The organism is Rhodococcus sp. AB351 (genome assembly GCF_049538275.1).
Lineage (GTDB): Bacteria > Actinomycetota > Actinomycetes > Mycobacteriales > Mycobacteriaceae > Rhodococcus.
Genome location: NZ_JBMVFW010000001.1, coordinates 295,029 through 310,385 on the forward strand (window position 1 = coordinate 295,029; position 15,357 = coordinate 310,385).

16 protein-coding genes are annotated in these 15,357 nt (G+C 65.2%); 6 read left to right on the top strand and 10 right to left on the bottom strand.

The features are described 5' to 3' along the window. Window positions 1-110: 110 nt before the first annotated feature. Together ACPCXD_RS01485 and ACPCXD_RS01490 are read left to right on the top strand one after the other, a co-directional pair. Entirely contained in the window at window positions 111-947 is an 837-nt protein-coding gene (locus ACPCXD_RS01485; RefSeq protein ID WP_179161829.1) for a DUF6319 family protein, read from the top strand. Between the two features lie 48 nt (window positions 948-995). Further along, a complete protein-coding gene (locus tag ACPCXD_RS01490) occupies window positions 996-1,658 on the top strand; it encodes a chymotrypsin family serine protease (protein WP_172414987.1) in 663 nt (220 codons plus the stop codon). A gap of 34 nt (window positions 1,659-1,692) precedes the next feature. Here ACPCXD_RS01490 and ilvD read toward each other — a convergent pair whose 3' ends face one another. Continuing rightward, window positions 1,693-3,390: a dihydroxy-acid dehydratase gene (ilvD, locus tag ACPCXD_RS01495; protein WP_016692427.1), complete on the bottom strand. Its 1,698-nt coding sequence runs from the start codon at window positions 3,388-3,390 to the stop codon at window positions 1,693-1,695. Then, window positions 3,387-3,953, bottom strand: coding sequence for a TIGR03086 family metal-binding protein (locus ACPCXD_RS01500; protein WP_059382852.1), 567 nt, complete (start codon window positions 3,951-3,953; stop codon window positions 3,387-3,389). The genes ilvD and ACPCXD_RS01500 overlap by 4 nt, the downstream gene beginning before the upstream one ends. 114 nt (window positions 3,954-4,067) lie before the next feature. Here ACPCXD_RS01500 and ACPCXD_RS01505 point away from each other — a divergent pair, with 114 nt between their 5' ends. The 3 genes from ACPCXD_RS01505 (at window position 4,068) to ACPCXD_RS01515 (ending at window position 7,251) form a co-directional block, all read left to right on the top strand. Further along, a complete protein-coding gene (locus ACPCXD_RS01505; protein WP_059382866.1) occupies window positions 4,068-5,072 on the top strand; it encodes an aldo/keto reductase in 1,005 nt (334 codons plus the stop codon). 40 nt (window positions 5,073-5,112) lie between these two features. Beyond that, window positions 5,113-6,387, top strand: a complete 1,275-nt coding sequence (locus ACPCXD_RS01510; protein WP_423658029.1) for an MFS transporter — start codon at window positions 5,113-5,115, stop codon at window positions 6,385-6,387. Between the two features lie 171 nt (window positions 6,388-6,558). Then, entirely contained in the window at window positions 6,559-7,251 is a 693-nt protein-coding gene (locus tag ACPCXD_RS01515; RefSeq protein WP_193902686.1) for a GTP pyrophosphokinase, read from the top strand. Between the two features lie 85 nt (window positions 7,252-7,336). Here ACPCXD_RS01515 and ACPCXD_RS01520 read toward each other — a convergent pair whose 3' ends face one another. From ACPCXD_RS01520 to ACPCXD_RS01540, 5 genes are all read right to left on the bottom strand, one after another. Next, the gene (locus ACPCXD_RS01520) at window positions 7,337-8,254 is read right to left on the bottom strand and encodes a hypothetical protein (RefSeq protein WP_423658032.1); all 918 of its coding nucleotides are present in this window, start codon (window positions 8,252-8,254) and stop codon (window positions 7,337-7,339) included. Beyond that, on the bottom strand, window positions 8,247-8,795 hold the full coding sequence (locus tag ACPCXD_RS01525) for an LpqN/LpqT family lipoprotein (protein ID WP_106201130.1): 549 nt from the start codon (window positions 8,793-8,795) through the stop codon (window positions 8,247-8,249). Before ACPCXD_RS01525 ends, ACPCXD_RS01520 begins: the two co-directional genes overlap by 8 nt. Beyond that, complete coding sequence (locus ACPCXD_RS01530) at window positions 8,792-9,370, bottom strand: hypothetical protein (protein WP_145964783.1); 579 nt, start codon at window positions 9,368-9,370, stop codon at window positions 8,792-8,794. The genes ACPCXD_RS01525 and ACPCXD_RS01530 overlap by 4 nt, the downstream gene beginning before the upstream one ends. Window positions 9,371-9,766: 396 nt before the next feature. Then, entirely contained in the window at window positions 9,767-10,756 is a 990-nt protein-coding gene (locus ACPCXD_RS01535; protein WP_423658034.1) for a hypothetical protein, read from the bottom strand. Continuing rightward, window positions 10,753-11,052: a hypothetical protein gene (locus ACPCXD_RS01540; protein WP_226950015.1), complete on the bottom strand. Its 300-nt coding sequence runs from the start codon at window positions 11,050-11,052 to the stop codon at window positions 10,753-10,755. The genes ACPCXD_RS01535 and ACPCXD_RS01540 overlap by 4 nt, the downstream gene beginning before the upstream one ends. A gap of 327 nt (window positions 11,053-11,379) precedes the next feature. Here ACPCXD_RS01540 and ACPCXD_RS01545 point away from each other — a divergent pair, with 327 nt between their 5' ends. Then, on the top strand, window positions 11,380-11,709 hold the full coding sequence (locus ACPCXD_RS01545; protein WP_423658036.1) for a putative quinol monooxygenase: 330 nt from the start codon (window positions 11,380-11,382) through the stop codon (window positions 11,707-11,709). Window positions 11,710-11,996: 287 nt separating this feature from the next. Here the strand turns inward: ACPCXD_RS01545 and ACPCXD_RS01550 are convergent, their stop codons facing one another. The 3 genes from ACPCXD_RS01550 to ACPCXD_RS01560 form a co-directional block, all read right to left on the bottom strand. Further along, window positions 11,997-12,818, bottom strand: coding sequence for a hypothetical protein (locus ACPCXD_RS01550; RefSeq protein WP_160874471.1), 822 nt, complete (start codon window positions 12,816-12,818; stop codon window positions 11,997-11,999). 1,234 nt (window positions 12,819-14,052) lie between these two features. Next, entirely contained in the window at window positions 14,053-15,033 is a 981-nt protein-coding gene (locus ACPCXD_RS01555) for a hypothetical protein (RefSeq protein ID WP_423658038.1), read from the bottom strand. Further along, window positions 14,931-15,329 carry a hypothetical protein gene (locus ACPCXD_RS01560; protein WP_423658040.1) on the bottom strand — a complete coding sequence of 133 codons (399 nt, stop codon included), beginning with the start codon at window positions 15,327-15,329 and terminating at the stop codon, window positions 14,931-14,933. Before ACPCXD_RS01560 ends, ACPCXD_RS01555 begins: the two co-directional genes overlap by 103 nt. Window positions 15,330-15,357: the final 28 nt, after the last annotated feature.

Sequence of the window (15,357 nt, forward strand, 5' to 3'; positions counted from 1 at the left end):
GTGCGCGGCAGGCCATGTCGAACAGGTGTGCAGGCGTGTCGTACGGATGTGCGACAGTGACCGTCATCGAAGCCCTGCCGACCCGTCGGCGAACCGAGAAAGGACGTCGCATGTCGCCCCGCAGACGCGCGGACCACCTGACGGAGGAACAACTCGGAGAGCTCGGTGCTGCTCTCGCCGAGGGGCGCCGCGCGACCGTCTACCTCGTCGAGGGCATTCCGAGTCTCGGCATCGACCCGGGGACGTCGGCGCGGGTGGTGTCGATCAGCGGCAGCACCGTGATGGTGCGGCCGAAGGGCGTCGACGACGAGTTGCCGTTCGAGACCGACGAACTGCGCGCCACCCGCGAGCCGGCCGGAACGAAGCGCGCGCCGGCGAAGACCACGCGCACGTCCGGTGGTGCGAAGCCCGCTCCGGCGAAGGCAGCTCCCACGAAGGCGGCACCTGTGCAACCCGCGACCCCACGGGCTGCCGCATCCAGGCCTGCTGCACCGAAGCCCGCTCCCCAGAAGTCCGAGAGCCCAGCAGCCGCTGCGGTTCCCCGCGCCCAGGAGAAGAAGCCCGTGACCCAGACGACCTCCGCTTCGTCCGACACTCCCGCCTCCCGGCCGCCGGCACCGGCGAAGCCGAAGGCCCCGGCCCGCAAGGCGAAGAAGGCGCCGTCGATCACGATCACCGTCACGATCGACCCGGAGAACGAGTGGACGGTGGGGGTCGCGCACGGCACCCGCAAGGTCGGCAAGCCCGCGCCGGTCGCACCCGACGCCGTCGAACGTGCGGTGAAGGAACTCGGCGATCCCACGGCCACCGAGGCCGTCCAGTCGGTGATCGAGGAGGCGCGTCGCGCGGCCGAGGAGCGGGTCGCGCAGCTCAGCCGCGAGCTCGAGGAGGCCCGTCAAGCTCTGGAAAGCTTGGGCGCAACCCGGAAATCCGGCGGAAACCTCTAGTACGCTCAGCCCGACGGCTGCCGGACGGCGCAGCGCAGGAGGGCCTCCATGTTCAGAAAACTGGTTGTTGCAATCGCGAGCGCGGTCGCGCTGGTCGGCGCGGGTTCCGGGGTGGCCGTCGCGGCTCCTCCGGTCACCCTCGGTGGCGGTTCGGGAATCACGCTCGGAGACAACGGGCAGGACATCTTCGACTGCACACTCACCACGATCGGCAACGACGCCGCCGGTCGCCTGGTGGGTCTCACCGCCGCGCACTGCGGCTCTCCGGGCATGACGGTGAAGGCCGAATACGACCTCGCTGCCGGTTCGGTGGGTCGCATCGTGTCGACCAACGAGCGGCTCGACTACGCCGTCATCGAGTTCGACCGGGGCAAGGTGGTTCCCGTCAACCGCGTCGGCGACGTGACGATCACGGGCCTCGGCGCCCCCGCGGGCTTCCCGAACATCGCCTGCAAGGAAGGTCGCACGACGGGCAACACCTGCGGCATCGTCTGGGGCGACGTGTTCGGCTCGCAGGAGACCTGGACCCAGGTGTGCGTCATCGAAGGCGACTCGGGCGCACCGCTCGTGGTGGGCACGACGCTCGTCGCGATGGTCAACGCCTACCTGCTCGCGCCGTGCGTCGGTCCCGAGGTCGGAACGAACATCGACGTGATCATGGCCGACATCAACGGTCGGGGCGGGCCGGGCGCAGGTTTCCGTCCGATCTAGCAGCACCCCCGGAGCGCGAGGGTTCACCCGACCTTCATCCGCACACCGCACCGTTCGATGCGGAACCGACCAGCTTCGTGTACTTCGCCAGTACACCTCGGGTGTAGCGCGGCGGCAGTGGCTCCCAGCCCTGCCGCCGCGTTTCCATGTCCTTCTCGTCGACCAGCACGTCGAGCAGGCCGTTCGAGACGTCGAGACGGATGCGGTCGCCGTCGCGGACGAACGCGATGGGACCGCCGTCGACGGCCTCCGGGGCGACGTGCCCGACACACAACCCGGTGGTGCCACCGGAGAACCGTCCGTCGGTGAGCAGCAGGACGTCCTTGCCGAGACCGGCGCCCTTGATCGCGCCCGTGATCGCGAGCATCTCGCGCATGCCCGGACCGCCTTTGGGGCCCTCGTAGCGGATGACCACCACGTCGCCGGCGGTGATGGTGCCGTCCTCGAGCGCATCCATCGCGGCCCGTTCGCGTTCGAAGACCCGCGCCGTTCCCTCGAAGACCGACTCGTCGAAGCCCGCGGACTTCACGACCGCTCCACCGGGAGCGAGGCTGCCGCGGAGGATCGTGATGCCGCCGGTGGGATGGATGGGATCGCTCAGGGCGCGCAGCACCTTGCCGTCGGGGTCCGGGGGAGCGATGCCGGAGAGGTTCTCCGCGACGGTCTTCCCCGTGACGGTGAGGCAGTCGCCGTGCAGCAGACCCGCGTCGAGCAGTGCCTTCATGATGACCGGGACGCCGCCGATGTGGTCGACGTCCTTCATCACGTGCCGGCCGAACGGTTTGACGTCGGCGAGGTGCGGCACCCGCGCGCCCACCCGGACGAAGTCGTCGAGGCTCAGATCCACCTGCGCCTCGTGCGCGATCGCGAGCAGGTGGAGCACGGCGTTCGTGGACCCACCGAAGGCCATGACCACCGAGATGGCGTTCTCGAATGCTTCCTTGGTGAGGATGTCGGACGCGGTGATGCCGCGCTTCAGCATCTCGACCACCGCCTGCCCGCTGCGCCGCGCGAAACCGTCGCGGCGACGATCCGTCGCGGGTGGTGACGCGCTCCCCGGCAGCGACATGCCGAGCGCTTCGGCCGAGGCGGCCATCGTGTTGGCGGTGTACATGCCGCCGCAGGCACCCTCGCCGGGGCAGATGGCGCGTTCGATCGCGTCGAGGTCGGTCTCGGACATCAGGCCGCGCGCGCACGCCCCGACCGCCTCGAAGGCGTCGATGATCGTCACGTCGCGTTCGGTGCCGTCGGACAGTTTCGCGATGCCCGGCAGGATCGACCCGGCATACAGGAAGACGGCGGCGAGATCGAGGCGGGCCGCGGCCATGAGCATCCCGGGCAGGGACTTGTCGCACCCCGCGAGCAGCACGGAGCCGTCGAGTCGCTCGGCCTGCATCACCGTCTCGACGCTGTCGGCGATGACCTCCCGCGACACCAGCGAGAAGTGCATGCCCTCGTGTCCCATCGAGATCCCGTCGGACACGGAGATGGTGCCGAACTCGAGCGGATAACCGCCCGCGGCGTGTACGCCCTCCTTCACCGACCGCGCGAGGCGTTCGAGCGGGAGGTTGCAGGGCGTGATCTCGTTCCACGACGATGCCACGCCGATCTGCGGCTTGCCCCAGTCGTCGTCGCCCATGCCCACTGCGCGGAGCATGCCGCGCGAGGCGGCCTTCTCCATGCCGTCGGTGACGTCGCGGCTGCGGGGCTTGATGTCGGGTCGGTCCGTCATGACGTCTTCCTGGGGTCGCGGCCGGTGAGGGCGATGAGTCGGTCCTGTGGGGACGCGTCGTCGGGGACCGGGACGGGATCGGCGAACAGACCGCTCGAGGCGAGCATGTCCTTCTGCGGTTCGACATCGGCGAGCACGGCGTCGACGAGTTCGGCGTCGAGGGTCTCGTCGGCTCCGATGGCCCGGGCGAGATCCCAGGTGTGCACGGTGATGTCCGCGATCTGCTGCTTCATGTAGTCGAGGCACGGGACGGTGCCGTAGGACAGGTGGACCTCCTGAGCCGGTGACGCCATCGCCCACGCGGCGGTCGCCTGCTCGGCGAAGCGTGCCCATTCGGCGGCGAGGTCGTCCCCGATCGGTTCGAGTGCGGCCTTCGCGTCGTCGAGGGAACGGCCGGAGAGCAGCGGCTGGATCCAGCGCTGTTCGTCGACCATGTGCCACACCAGGTCGGTGACGTCCCACTCGGTGTCCGGGGTGGGTGCGTGCCAGTCGCGGATCTGCGCGACACGGTCGTCGAACTCGCGACGTGCGGTTCGTTGCAGGGAGAGCCAGTCGGTCGCCATGGATCTCAGCCTAGGGCGCGGGCTGCTCGGATCACGGCGATTTCAACTCCTGCGATCATGCGCGGGATGCGGGACGATCGGGAGTCGCACCGTGTCGTCGTCGAGGAGAAGTACATGCCTGTCCCCACCGTCCAGCTCGCGCCCGGTCTCGTCGTCAGCGCCCAGGGTTACGGCGCGATGTCCGTCGCCCCCGCCTACGGCGAGGTGAATCTCGACGAGGCACTCGCGACCCTGCACCACGCCGTGGATCTGGGCGTCACATTCATCGACACCGCCAACGTCTACGGCGACGGCACCAGCGAGAAGGTGGTCGGCAAGCTGCTCGCCGAGCGGCGGGACGAGGTCCAGCTGGCGACGAAGTTCGGTCTCGTCGGCGCGGTCGGCGGCACGGGCACCGCCAACCGTCGCATCAACGGCCGTCCCGAATACGCGAAGCAGGCCATCGACGAGTCGCTCGGGCGTCTCGGCGTCGACCACGTCGACCTGTACTACCTGCACCGTGTCGATCCCGAGGTGCCGGTGGAGGAGACGGTCGGTGCCCTCGCCGAACTCGTGCAGGCCGGCAAGGTGCGGCACATCGGACTGTCGGAGGCCACGGGCGACGAGCTGCGCCGCGCGCACGCCGTCCACCCGATCGCGGCGATCCAGTCGGAGTGGAGCATCGTCTCGCGCGACGTCGAACGGCACGTGGTGCCCACTGCCGCCGAACTCGGCATCGGCTTCGTGCCCTACTCGCCGGTGAGCCGCGGACTGCTGACCGACGCCTTCGATCCCGGCCAGGTCGCCCGGAACGACCTGCGCAAGCGTTTCCCGCGCTTCGGCGCCGATGCCCTGCCGACCAACCTCGCGGTGCGCGAGGAGGTGCGAGCGGTCGCGAAGGAGGCGGACGCGACCATCGCGCAGATCGCTTTGGCATGGCTGGATGCGAAGGGTCGCGAGTTCGGATTGCCGTCGGTGTCGATCCCCGGCACCCGTTACGCGAGTCGCGTGACGGAGAACGCCGGTGCGCTCGATGTGACGCTCACCGACGAGCAGGTCGCGCGGCTGGATCGTCTCGCCGACAAGGTCGCCGGTCCGCGTGCGGCCGACCCGACGTGGGTGTCGCTCGGCCGTGAGTAATTAGCACCGTTAACAGACCGGCGCGTATCGTCCTTGTGACATGAGGGCATGGCTGGTCTGGGGTATCGGAGTCTTCGCCTACATCGTCGCCGTCCTTCATCGGACGGCGTTCGGTGTCTCCGGACTCGCCGCCACCGAACGCTTCGAGATCTCGCCGTCGGTGCTGTCCGGCTTCGTCGTCCTGCAGCTCATCGTCTATGCGGGGATGCAGATCCCGGCCGGTGTACTGCTCGACAGGTTCGGTTCGCGGCGGATGATCGCGACCGGCGCCGTGATCCTCGCTGTCGGCCAGGCGATCCTCGCCGTCACCGAGTCGCTGCCGGTCGCGTATCTGGCTCGTGTGCTGGTCGGTGTGGGTGACGCCCTGACGTTCATCTCGGTGCTGCGGCTCGTGCCGGTGTGGTTCGCTCCGCGTCGGGTTCCTGTGGTCTCGCAGTTGACGGGCATCTTCGGTCAGCTCGGCCAGGTGCTGTCGGCGGTGCCGTTCGTCCTGCTGCTCACCGGCACCGGATGGACGGCCGCCTACGGCAGCGCTGCGGCGCTCGGCCTGTTCGCGTGCGTCCTCGTGTTCGCGATCGTGCGCGACACCCCGCCCGGTGAGGCGCGGGAGGTCACCGCGTCGGGGCTGCGCGAGGTGATCGGCGGACTCGGCACGGTGTGGCGGCGCCCCGGCACCAAGCTCGGCTTCTTCACCCACATGGGCACGCAATTCTCGGTGACGACCTTCGCGCTCATGTGGGGCGTGCCGTATCTGGTCTCCGCGCAGGGTCTGTCACCCGCGGCGGCCGGTTCGATGCTGACCGTCTCGGTGGTCACCGCCATCTCCGCCGGACCCATCCTCGGCGTGCTGTCGGGACGCTTCCCGACCAGACGCTCGTGGCTCGTGCTCATGATCATCCTCGCCAGCGCAGTGACGTGGTCGGCGGTGCTCGCCCTGTCCGGACCCGCACCGCTGTGGCTGCTCGTGGTGCTCGTCGTCGTCATCTCGGTGGGCGGGCCGGGATCGATGATCGGCTTCGACTACGCCCGCACCTTCAATCCCGGGACCGCGCTCGGCACGGCCAACGGCATCGTCAACATCGGTGGCTTCCTCGCGACACTGCTGGTCGTGCAGACGATGGGCATCGTGCTCGACCGGCTCGGCGGCTACACCTTCGACGCCTTCCGCGTCGCGTGGTTCGCGCAGTACCCGATCTGGGTGATCGCGCTTATCGGGGTGCTCGTGACCCGAGGGCGCGCCCGCCGCGAGGCCGGCATCGAAGCCCGCTCGCTGCGGGCGGTCGTGGTCGAGCGGTTCGGCCGGGGTAAGCGCTGAACGCGGTTGGGCAAGCCCTGGGCGGCGAGGCGTCCGGATGTCTCGATCGACGAGCGGCGGGAGTCCTGTTCGGGTGGACCGTCCGGCATCACTGCAGGTCGTGGAGGTGAGAACCGCCTGTCGTGGTCGGACTGGCAGACTCGATCCCGGAAGCAGTCGAGGAGGAATCGAGTGAAGACGACGGTGGGCGAACCCGAACCAGGGCTGCCGGCACCGGACGAGGTGCCGGCAGCCCTGGTGGCAGTGGAGCATCTCGCGCAGGATCTGCGACGCGCACTCATGGTGTACAAGTTCGGCATCGACGAGATGATGACGAAGATCAACATCCTGCGCGAGGAGTTCACCTACGCCCGCGAGTACAACCCGATCGAGCATGTGAAGTCGCGGTTGAAGAGCCCCGAGTCGATCCTCGCCAAGGCGGAACGGAAGGGTGCGCCCGCCTCGCTCGACGGCATCCGCGAGGCCGTCCGCGACATCGCCGGCATCCGTATCACGTGCAGCTTCACGTCGGACGTCTACCGGATCATCGACATGATCACGAGCCAGCTCGACGTGACGGTCGTCGAGATCGAGGACTACATCGCCCGCCCGAAACCCAACGGGTACAGCAGCGTGCACGTGATCGTCCAGATCCCGGTGTACATGTCCGACCGGGTCGAGCGCGTCTACGTCGAACTGCAGATCCGCACGGTCGCCATGGACTTCTGGGCGAGCCTGGAACACAAGATCTACTACAAGCACGACCGCGAGGTACCGGACGAACTGCGCGAGGAGCTCCGCCTCGCCGCGGAAACTGCGCGCGATCTGGACCTGCGGATGGAAGCACTGCACCGCCGCGTCCACGGCCCGAACAACGGGAACTGACCGAGGTACGCAACGTGGGGTGAAGGCTCGCAACGTGGTCGGTCACTGTCGGCGTTGCGAACCCACCACCGGTGTTGCGTGCCCATCACCATTCCCACTGTTGACGCGGAATCTTCCGCGCGATACGTAAGCGTTCACGCACAGGGAGGGGACGGAGGAGTTCTGGGGCCTCGGGTGTGGTGACGAGATGGCGATCTTCGGGACACCGATGGAGACGGTCGATGAGTCCGACCAGCGCGTTGGGTTCGCTGACGAGAACGTACGCCATCACGGTGAAGGCACCCGACTGGTCGTGAGGCACGCGCGGACGTGTCACACGGAATCCCGGAACACGGAACCTCATGAGCGGATGGTGTATCTCCGCACCACGAGACGTCACTGTGTAGACGTCGGGCACGATCTGCTCGATGTCCTCCCACCGGACGAATACATCCGACACTGCGCGACGGTAGAGCCAACTCGTGCGACGCTGAATGCCTTCTGTATAGAGGTACAGACCTCCACGTGGTCGCAACAGGAACGGAAGGGCACCCGCGAGGACCACGGCCAAGGTCGTCCACATCCAGAAAGAACCGTCCGGAGGGTGAGGGTCGGAAAGCTCGTTCATCCCTCGTCGCTCGTCGGCTGAACGGATGCCGATCGCCACTATCACAGTGAAGAAGGACAGCCAGAAGGCCGCGTGCGCGTAAAGCAACCGTTGATAGGGAATTTTGATTCCACGTCCATGGGTGTCGTCGTGACAGTGCCGGATCCCGGGGTGCAATCCGATCCGCTGGAATCCTGCCATGTGGAACATGTGTGCTGCGGGCAGCATGACCACTGCGGCGATGAACAAGGAGTCGATCATCGAGGTCGAATGATCCTCACCGGCGCCCCAGGCCAGCACCGTGACGGTGAGCCAGGCCGGAATGGCACCGAGGGCAAACAAGAACGGCCGGAAGCGTTGTGGCCATACAGGATCGAATTGGCGCTGTACAGACGAGTTTCCAGCATAGTCACTCATGTAGCCTTCCCTCCTGCCGCATGATCAGACTTTCGTGGATTGTGTGAATGTGAACGTCGAGCGACCCGAGACTGTCGGAGCGTGCAGTTGCCGTCAGTTGCGTCAGGTAGCGGTCGTACTCGTGGTCGATCACGAGATATCGCGTCACGGCGGTGTACTCGACGTCGTCCACTCGATAGGAACCTCGGATGATCACCGATCGGTGCCCGCGGAAATCGGATGTGTCGCGGAGCGTCTCCCTCCACTCGGGTAGTTCGCGAGCTTCATTCCCCGAGACCTCCAGCAGTTCGTCCGTCGGCCGCCACTTCGCCAGTGCACCATGGAGGAGTACGGCGTTGGGTGCCCAATCGTCCGCGGCGTGCTCGGGAATTACGAAAACCGTATGTGCGTGCGGAAAAATATCGCGGGGGAGTGTGATCCAGCCTTCCGGCGCCTGGAGTTCCGGTTGCGGATGCCGCGGGTCGTCCGGGTCGCAGGGGTTCAATTCGACTTCGTGTATTGCAAGGTAGTCGGAGAGTGTCATCGGAATCGAAGCGGTCATCGAGACGCCTTCCGGCGGCGTGCTGTGCGGAACCGTTCGCGCAGCGGTGGGGGACGAAGAAGATCTGCGGAATCGGGCCTTTCGACGTCGGGGCGCTTCTCTGGATCCTCTTTCATGTCCTGTAGTAGTCGTACGAGAGTGTTGGGCTCCGCGGCCAGAGCATGCGCCAGCACCGCAATCCTGTCGTCCGAGTCATGAGGGGTTCGTTGGCCTTCAGGAATCGGACCTGTGGTCCGCAACCCGATCAAGGGGTGCCGACCCAGGTCGGCATTGATCTCGGCATCGACACTTGTGATGTCCGCCCACGGAAGGAAGATCCGAAATTCTATGTTGCTGAGGAATATTCTCCTACGCGTATGCCGTTCGATTCCTTCCCGGAAGATCCTCACCGCAATCTCGATCCGGATGGCAAGCAGTATCGATGACAGGAGGAGCGCAACGGCGGCGAGAACTGCGACCAGGAGCGCGTTTCGAGGAGTGTCCCGTCCCTCGGGAAGGAGCGATGTACTTCCGGCAACGATCCAGAGGGCCGAGGCGGCAACTCCGTATACAGCTCCCCCCAGCAGAACGATCATCACCGGAGCGGTGAGACCACGGCGCATCGGAACGATGATTCCGTCCCCGTGTCGTGGATCGTGTATCCGATGAATTCGCGAGGACCGTCGAACGTGTCGGAAACCCGATTCACGAAGTGCCGTAAGCGACAACAGTGCCATCATCGACAGGCCACCTACGTAACCTGTGAATTCCAGTGCGTGATGGGCATTTCCGGCTCGGACGGCGAGAGTAATCATGACCATTGCCGACAATGCGAATGCGACCGCCATCAGAAAGATCACCGGTCGGAAAGCTTGTGGCCAGTAGGGGCGCTGGTCGTTGCGAGGGTACGTCCCGAAGCTTTGGGGCTCGATTTTCGAACTCATCTCATGTGTCTCCGCACTGGTTGCGCTGATGGAGGGTTTCGTCATGTGTCAGTCCCAGAGCGCTTGGAAGCCCTTCGACGAAATATAAGTGGTCAATCCACCCGCCAGTGCGCCTACGGCGAGTCCCACTGCCGTGCCTACACCCGGAGCGATCATCGTTCCGAGGGCGGCGCCCCCTTTTGCTCCTGCCCATGCTGCTACGCCTCCCAAGGCCGAAGCCGTGGATTCCGTGACGATCGCCTTGGTGGGATTTATGCCCGACTCGATGTCGTTGACGATGGCGGGCACCGTACCGAGAGCGATAGCGGCAGGGTTCATTCCTCGGCTGATGTTTCGGGCCAGATCGTCACCGGATGAGATGGCGGCTTCTTTCAGACCTTCCTTGGTGGTATCGGCCATGATTCCGATAGTCGAAGCTGCGGTCGTCGCCGCCCAGTCAGGCCACCAGGAGAACTCACCGTTCTCGTTCTGCACGACCTTCCCCGGCACCGCGGCATCCCTGGCTGCTTCGAGTACCGCAACGGCAGCGGTGATGCGATCGGCTGTTTCGGTTGCGGCTCGCGACGCTTGTTCGAGAGCGCCGGTGACGGCGTGTGTCAGTTCCGTTGCTTCGTGTTCGAGACGTGCACGGGTCTCTGCGACGGCTTCGCTCGGCAGCGTCGCCGAGAGGATGTGGATCTGGTCGGAGGGGTCGACGGTGCCGTCGTCGTGCACGGTGAACCCGGACTGTTCGGCGCCGCCCACGACCGACAGGAGGTGCAGGCGGGTGCCTTCGACGAGCCACGCGCCGGTGCGGTACGCCTCCGCGACCTGCAGGAGGGCTTCGGCGATGGCGCTGCCCAATGAGCGTTCGCGGACCACTCGCGCGGCGGCGGCACGCGCGGCGTCGCCGGACCATCGCTCGGCGAGCACATCCTGCTCGGTGAGCAGACCTTTCATGCGGTCGTCGAGTGTGTCGACGAGCACGTCGAGGTGGTCGGCGGTGATTCGCAGCGCGTCGGGATTCCAGGACCGGACCGCAGCGACTCCCGGTCTCATCCGTGTCGATCCATCGCCGAGAGTGCAGCCACGAAGTCCGTCTCTGCGACGACGTAATCGTTCGCGGCGCCGTCGGTGATGTCGACGATCTCGCGCAGGCGACTGCACACGTTGCCGAGTGCTTGATCGGTGGCGGTGAAGGCTCGTGCGCAGACGGCCGCGAATTCTGTTCCGGGAAGTGCTGATTGCGACACGGCATACGGTTCGCCGACGTCCCAGTCGTTCATCGCGTCGGCGGTGTCCGCCACGAAGGCTGCGAATGTGCGCAGCGCTTCAGGATCTACGTGCAATGTCACCACTGCCCCCCGACAGAATCCCCCGATACGTCCGGGTGGGGACGATAGCAGACGGCGCCCTCACGGAGCCGGAGCGGACCGTCGGGCGACTTCGAACGGGGCATCGGTCGTACCCGAGGTACGCAACACGTAGTGAAGGTTCGCAACGCCGGCAGTTACTGGCCGCGTTGCGAACCCGGAACTGTTGTTGCGTACCTACCGGTTGTGTGCGCGCTGGCGTGACGAGGTGCGTGCTGCGCGAAAATCGTCTACCCTCCGACTGAATTCTCCGATACGCCGCGCGTGACGGTAGCAGAGATCGGTCGGGGTGCCGTGGAAGGAGCCGAGATGTCCTACGTCCGTCTCGGGGGAGAACTGCTGTGCCACAGCGAGGCCGAGCGTGAGATCATGCTCGGCCATCTGCAGTGTCATATTGACCTGACGCGCGCCGAACCCGGTTGTGTCTCGTTCGAAGTCCTGCCGACCGACGACCCTATGGTGTGGCGCGTCGAGGAAACCTTCGTCGACGTCACCGCGTTCGAGATGCATCGAACGCGGGTGGCCCGCAGTGAGTGGGGACGGCTGACCGTCGGTATCGGGCGCCGGTACGAGATCGAGGGTGCGGATACACAGACGCCCCCGCCGTTCCGAGAAGGAACGGCAGGGGTGTCCGAGTGAGGCCTACTTGTAGTCGTCTGAATCGAAGCGTTCATCGAGACGCCTCCTGGTGGCGTGCCATCCGGAATCGTTCTCGCAAAGTCGGTCCCAGAAGGTCGGTTGTGTCCGGCTGTCACTACAACTCCCTGAATCATTTTGAATGTGTACGGCGTGGCGGCGCTGTCTCTGGGGTGACGGACCGGTCGTCACTTGCTGCGGCAGGGGATCGAGGTACGCAACATGCAGTGAGGGTTCGCAACGCCGTCAGTTACTGGCCGCGTTGCGAACCCGATGTTGCTGTTGCGTACCTACCGGTTGTTCCCGTGCTGACGCGACGGCTTGCGTGCTGCGCGGAATCGTTCCCGCAGCGGCGGAGGGCACAAGAGTTCGACTGCATCGGATTTCGTGAGAAGTTCGCGATCGCGCGGGTTCTCTGCCAACCGTTCCAAAAGCGCGAACAGAGTGTTCGGCTCCGTCACGAGCTGGTGGGCCATGACCGCCACTCGACACTCCGAATCATGTCGAGTCCGAGCTTCTGGTGGAATCGGTTCGTTCGTATGAAGATCGATTACTGGGTGGACCGTAGTTCCACCACCGACTCCGAGGCTACCTACCCCAATCCGGGCAATACCTTCCCAGGACAGGGAGATGTCGAATACCTGTTTCTTGAAGAAGACTCGACGACGTACGTAGCGGCGTACACCTCGTTGGCAGATGTACAGGGTCGTCTCGAAACGGATGGAGACGATCAGGACCGCGATCAGGCCCATGCCGGCGGCGCATACCGCTATGAAGAGGGCACTCTCACTGTTGTCTCGGCTGATCGGCAACAGTGCTTCGCCGAGGCCGCTGTGCCATGCGAATGCTGCTGCGGAACCATAGGCGGCCAACCCCAGCATGACTGCGACTGTTGTCCACACTTCGGTTCTTCGTGTTGGGATGCTGATACCCGGACCGCGGTCGCGATCGTGACGAAATCTGATGTCCCAGTGCGGTCGCAGGTCCCGAAGACCCGCACGCCGAAACGAGGATCGGGCGATGACGAACAGCGCAATCGAGCCGCCTGCCGCACCGAGTGTGACTTGGAAGTCCTTCGTTCGGATCGTGTCCTGGACGAATGCGAAGCTCACGCAAGCTGCGATAAGCAGCGCAATCGACAGAACTAGTGGCACTATCCTGAGCGGTTGTGGCCAGGGCGCTTCGGATGGCGTCGATCGGATGTCGTCGACGAGTTCGTCAGGTGTCCGAACTTTTTCTCCTCGCTTCAACAAGCACCTCGCTCGTACGTGAGGGATGAGATCATTTCCACGCCTACTGGCCAAGACCTGAAACCGCGAAATGACCTGGGACTCCGGCCGGTGGATTCTCTGACGCGTCCGCGCGCAACCTACGTGTTTCCTCACGGCGTCGTGTGAGCAATTCTGGCTTCACGAAGCCGTTTTCGAAGCGGGGGAGGGCGGAGCAGTTCGACTGCCCCCCTTTGTCCTACATAGCTCCGCTGATCCGGATTCGTCCGTAGGTGTTCGAGAAGCGCAAAGAGTGTGTTCGGCTCCGCCACCAGTTGATGCGCTGTAATGCTTACGGGGTGGGTCGAATCATGCCCGGTGCTCGAAGTGTCGGCTCCAGTTGCGCTGTAAAGGTGGATGATCGGCCGACCCGCGGATCCTGTACGTGGTGGTAGTTCCCTGGGTTCTATGCGACCGATATCGTCCCAGGGTAGGAAAGTCGAATCATCTCGTACAGAGAGGAATGATCGTCGCCTCCGAAGTCGCTCCACCCCGGACGGAAAGATCCTCAATTCGGTTGTTGCGCGGAAGGCGAAGACAAAGAGCGCAAGACCGGTCATGACGATTGCACCGGCGAGTAGAAGCACGGCACCGGGGAGTGTGTCGCGACCGGAAGGCATCAGAGACTCGCCGAATCCCAGGAACCATCCAAGTGAAGCGGAAGCACCATATGCGGCGGTGCCGAAAAGGATTCCCGAGAGGATCCGGGTGTTCGATTTTCGAACCGGGATCGCCAAGCCGAGTCCTCGCACGGGATCCTCATGAACCGTAATCGACCGGGATAACCCGAGATATCGGATTCCGGCATCACGGATGCCGATGATGAAGAGCGAAATTGCTAGTGCTGTTCCACCTGCGAAGCCGACGAAGTAGGTAGCGTCCCCACGCTCGGCGCCCTGGAAAGACGAGTATGCGAGAAGGATTGCAAGACTGAACATGGCGACGGAGAAAACGGCATCTGTGCAGCGAAGGCGCTGAGGCCATGCCTGGTTGTCGTCCGGAAAGCCGACGGGCATCGTCGGGTGCTGGTGTTGCATAAGTCTGGCCCTGTTCCTTTCAACGTGGTGGACGACTCGAATCAATACAGTGCTGCTTGTAGAACCTTGGAGGTCAACCAGGAAATGGAAGCGCCGGCCACCGCGCCCGCCACCAGTCCGACTGCGGTTCCGATCCCCGGCGCGACAAGGGATCCGACAAAAGCTCCGGCCTTCAGGCCGCCCCAGTAGCCGAGCGCAGCGCCGGCGCCTTCTGTTACGACTGCCTCGGCAGGATGCATCCCACCTTCGATGTCGTTGACTATCGCTGGGACCACTCCGAGTGCCGCCCCAGCCGGCCCGAGCTTTTGCGCGACTCCACGGGCGAGGTCGTCACCGGACGCTGTTGCTGCCGCTGTAAGACCCTCTTTGGTTCCGTCGGCCATCACGCCGATGGTGGAGGCTGCCGTCGTAGCTGCCCAGTCAGGCCACCAGGAGAACTCACCGTCCTCCGTCTGCACGACCTTCCCCGGCACCGCGGCATCCCGGGCTGCTTCGAGTACCGCAACGGCAGCGGTGATGCGATCGGCAGTTTCCGTCGCGGCTCGCGACGCCTGTTCGAGAGCGCCGGTGACCGCGTGGGTCAGTTCCGCTGCTTCGTGTTCGAGGCGAACGCGAGCCTCGGCGACGGCTTCGGCCGGCAGCATCGCCGAGAGGATGCGGATCTGGTCGGAGGGGTCGACGGTGCCGTCGTCGTGCACGGTGAACCTGGACTGTTCGGCGCTGGTCACCACCGACACGAGGTGCAGGCGGGCGCCTTCGACGAGCCACGCGCCGGTGCGGTACGCCTCCGCGACCTGCAGTAGTGCTTCGGCGATGGCGCTGCCCAGCGAGCGTTCGCGGACCACTCCCGTGGCGGCGGCACGTGCGGCGTCGCCGGACCATCGCTCGGCGAGCACATCCTGCTCGGTGAGCAGACCTTTCATGCGGTCGTCGAGTTTGTCGACGAGCACGTCGAGGTTGTCGGCAGTGACTCGCAGAGCGTCGGGATTCCACGACCGGACCGCAGCGACTCCCGGTCGCATTCGTGCGGATCCATTGCGGAGAGTGCAGCCACGAAGTCCGTCTCGGCGACGGCGTAGTCGTTCTTGGCGCCGTCGGTGATGTCGACGATCTCGCGCAGGCGACTGCACACGTTGTTCAGTGCCTGATCGGTGGCGGTGAAGGCTCGTGCGCAGACGGCCGCGAATCCTGTTCCGGGAAGGGATGATTGCGACACGGTATACGGTTCGCCGACGTCCCAGTCGTCGATCGCGTCGGCGGTGTCCGCCACGAAGGCTGCGAATGTGCGCAGTGCTTCAGGATCTACGTGCAACGTCACGACTGCCCCCGACAGAATCCCCCGATAC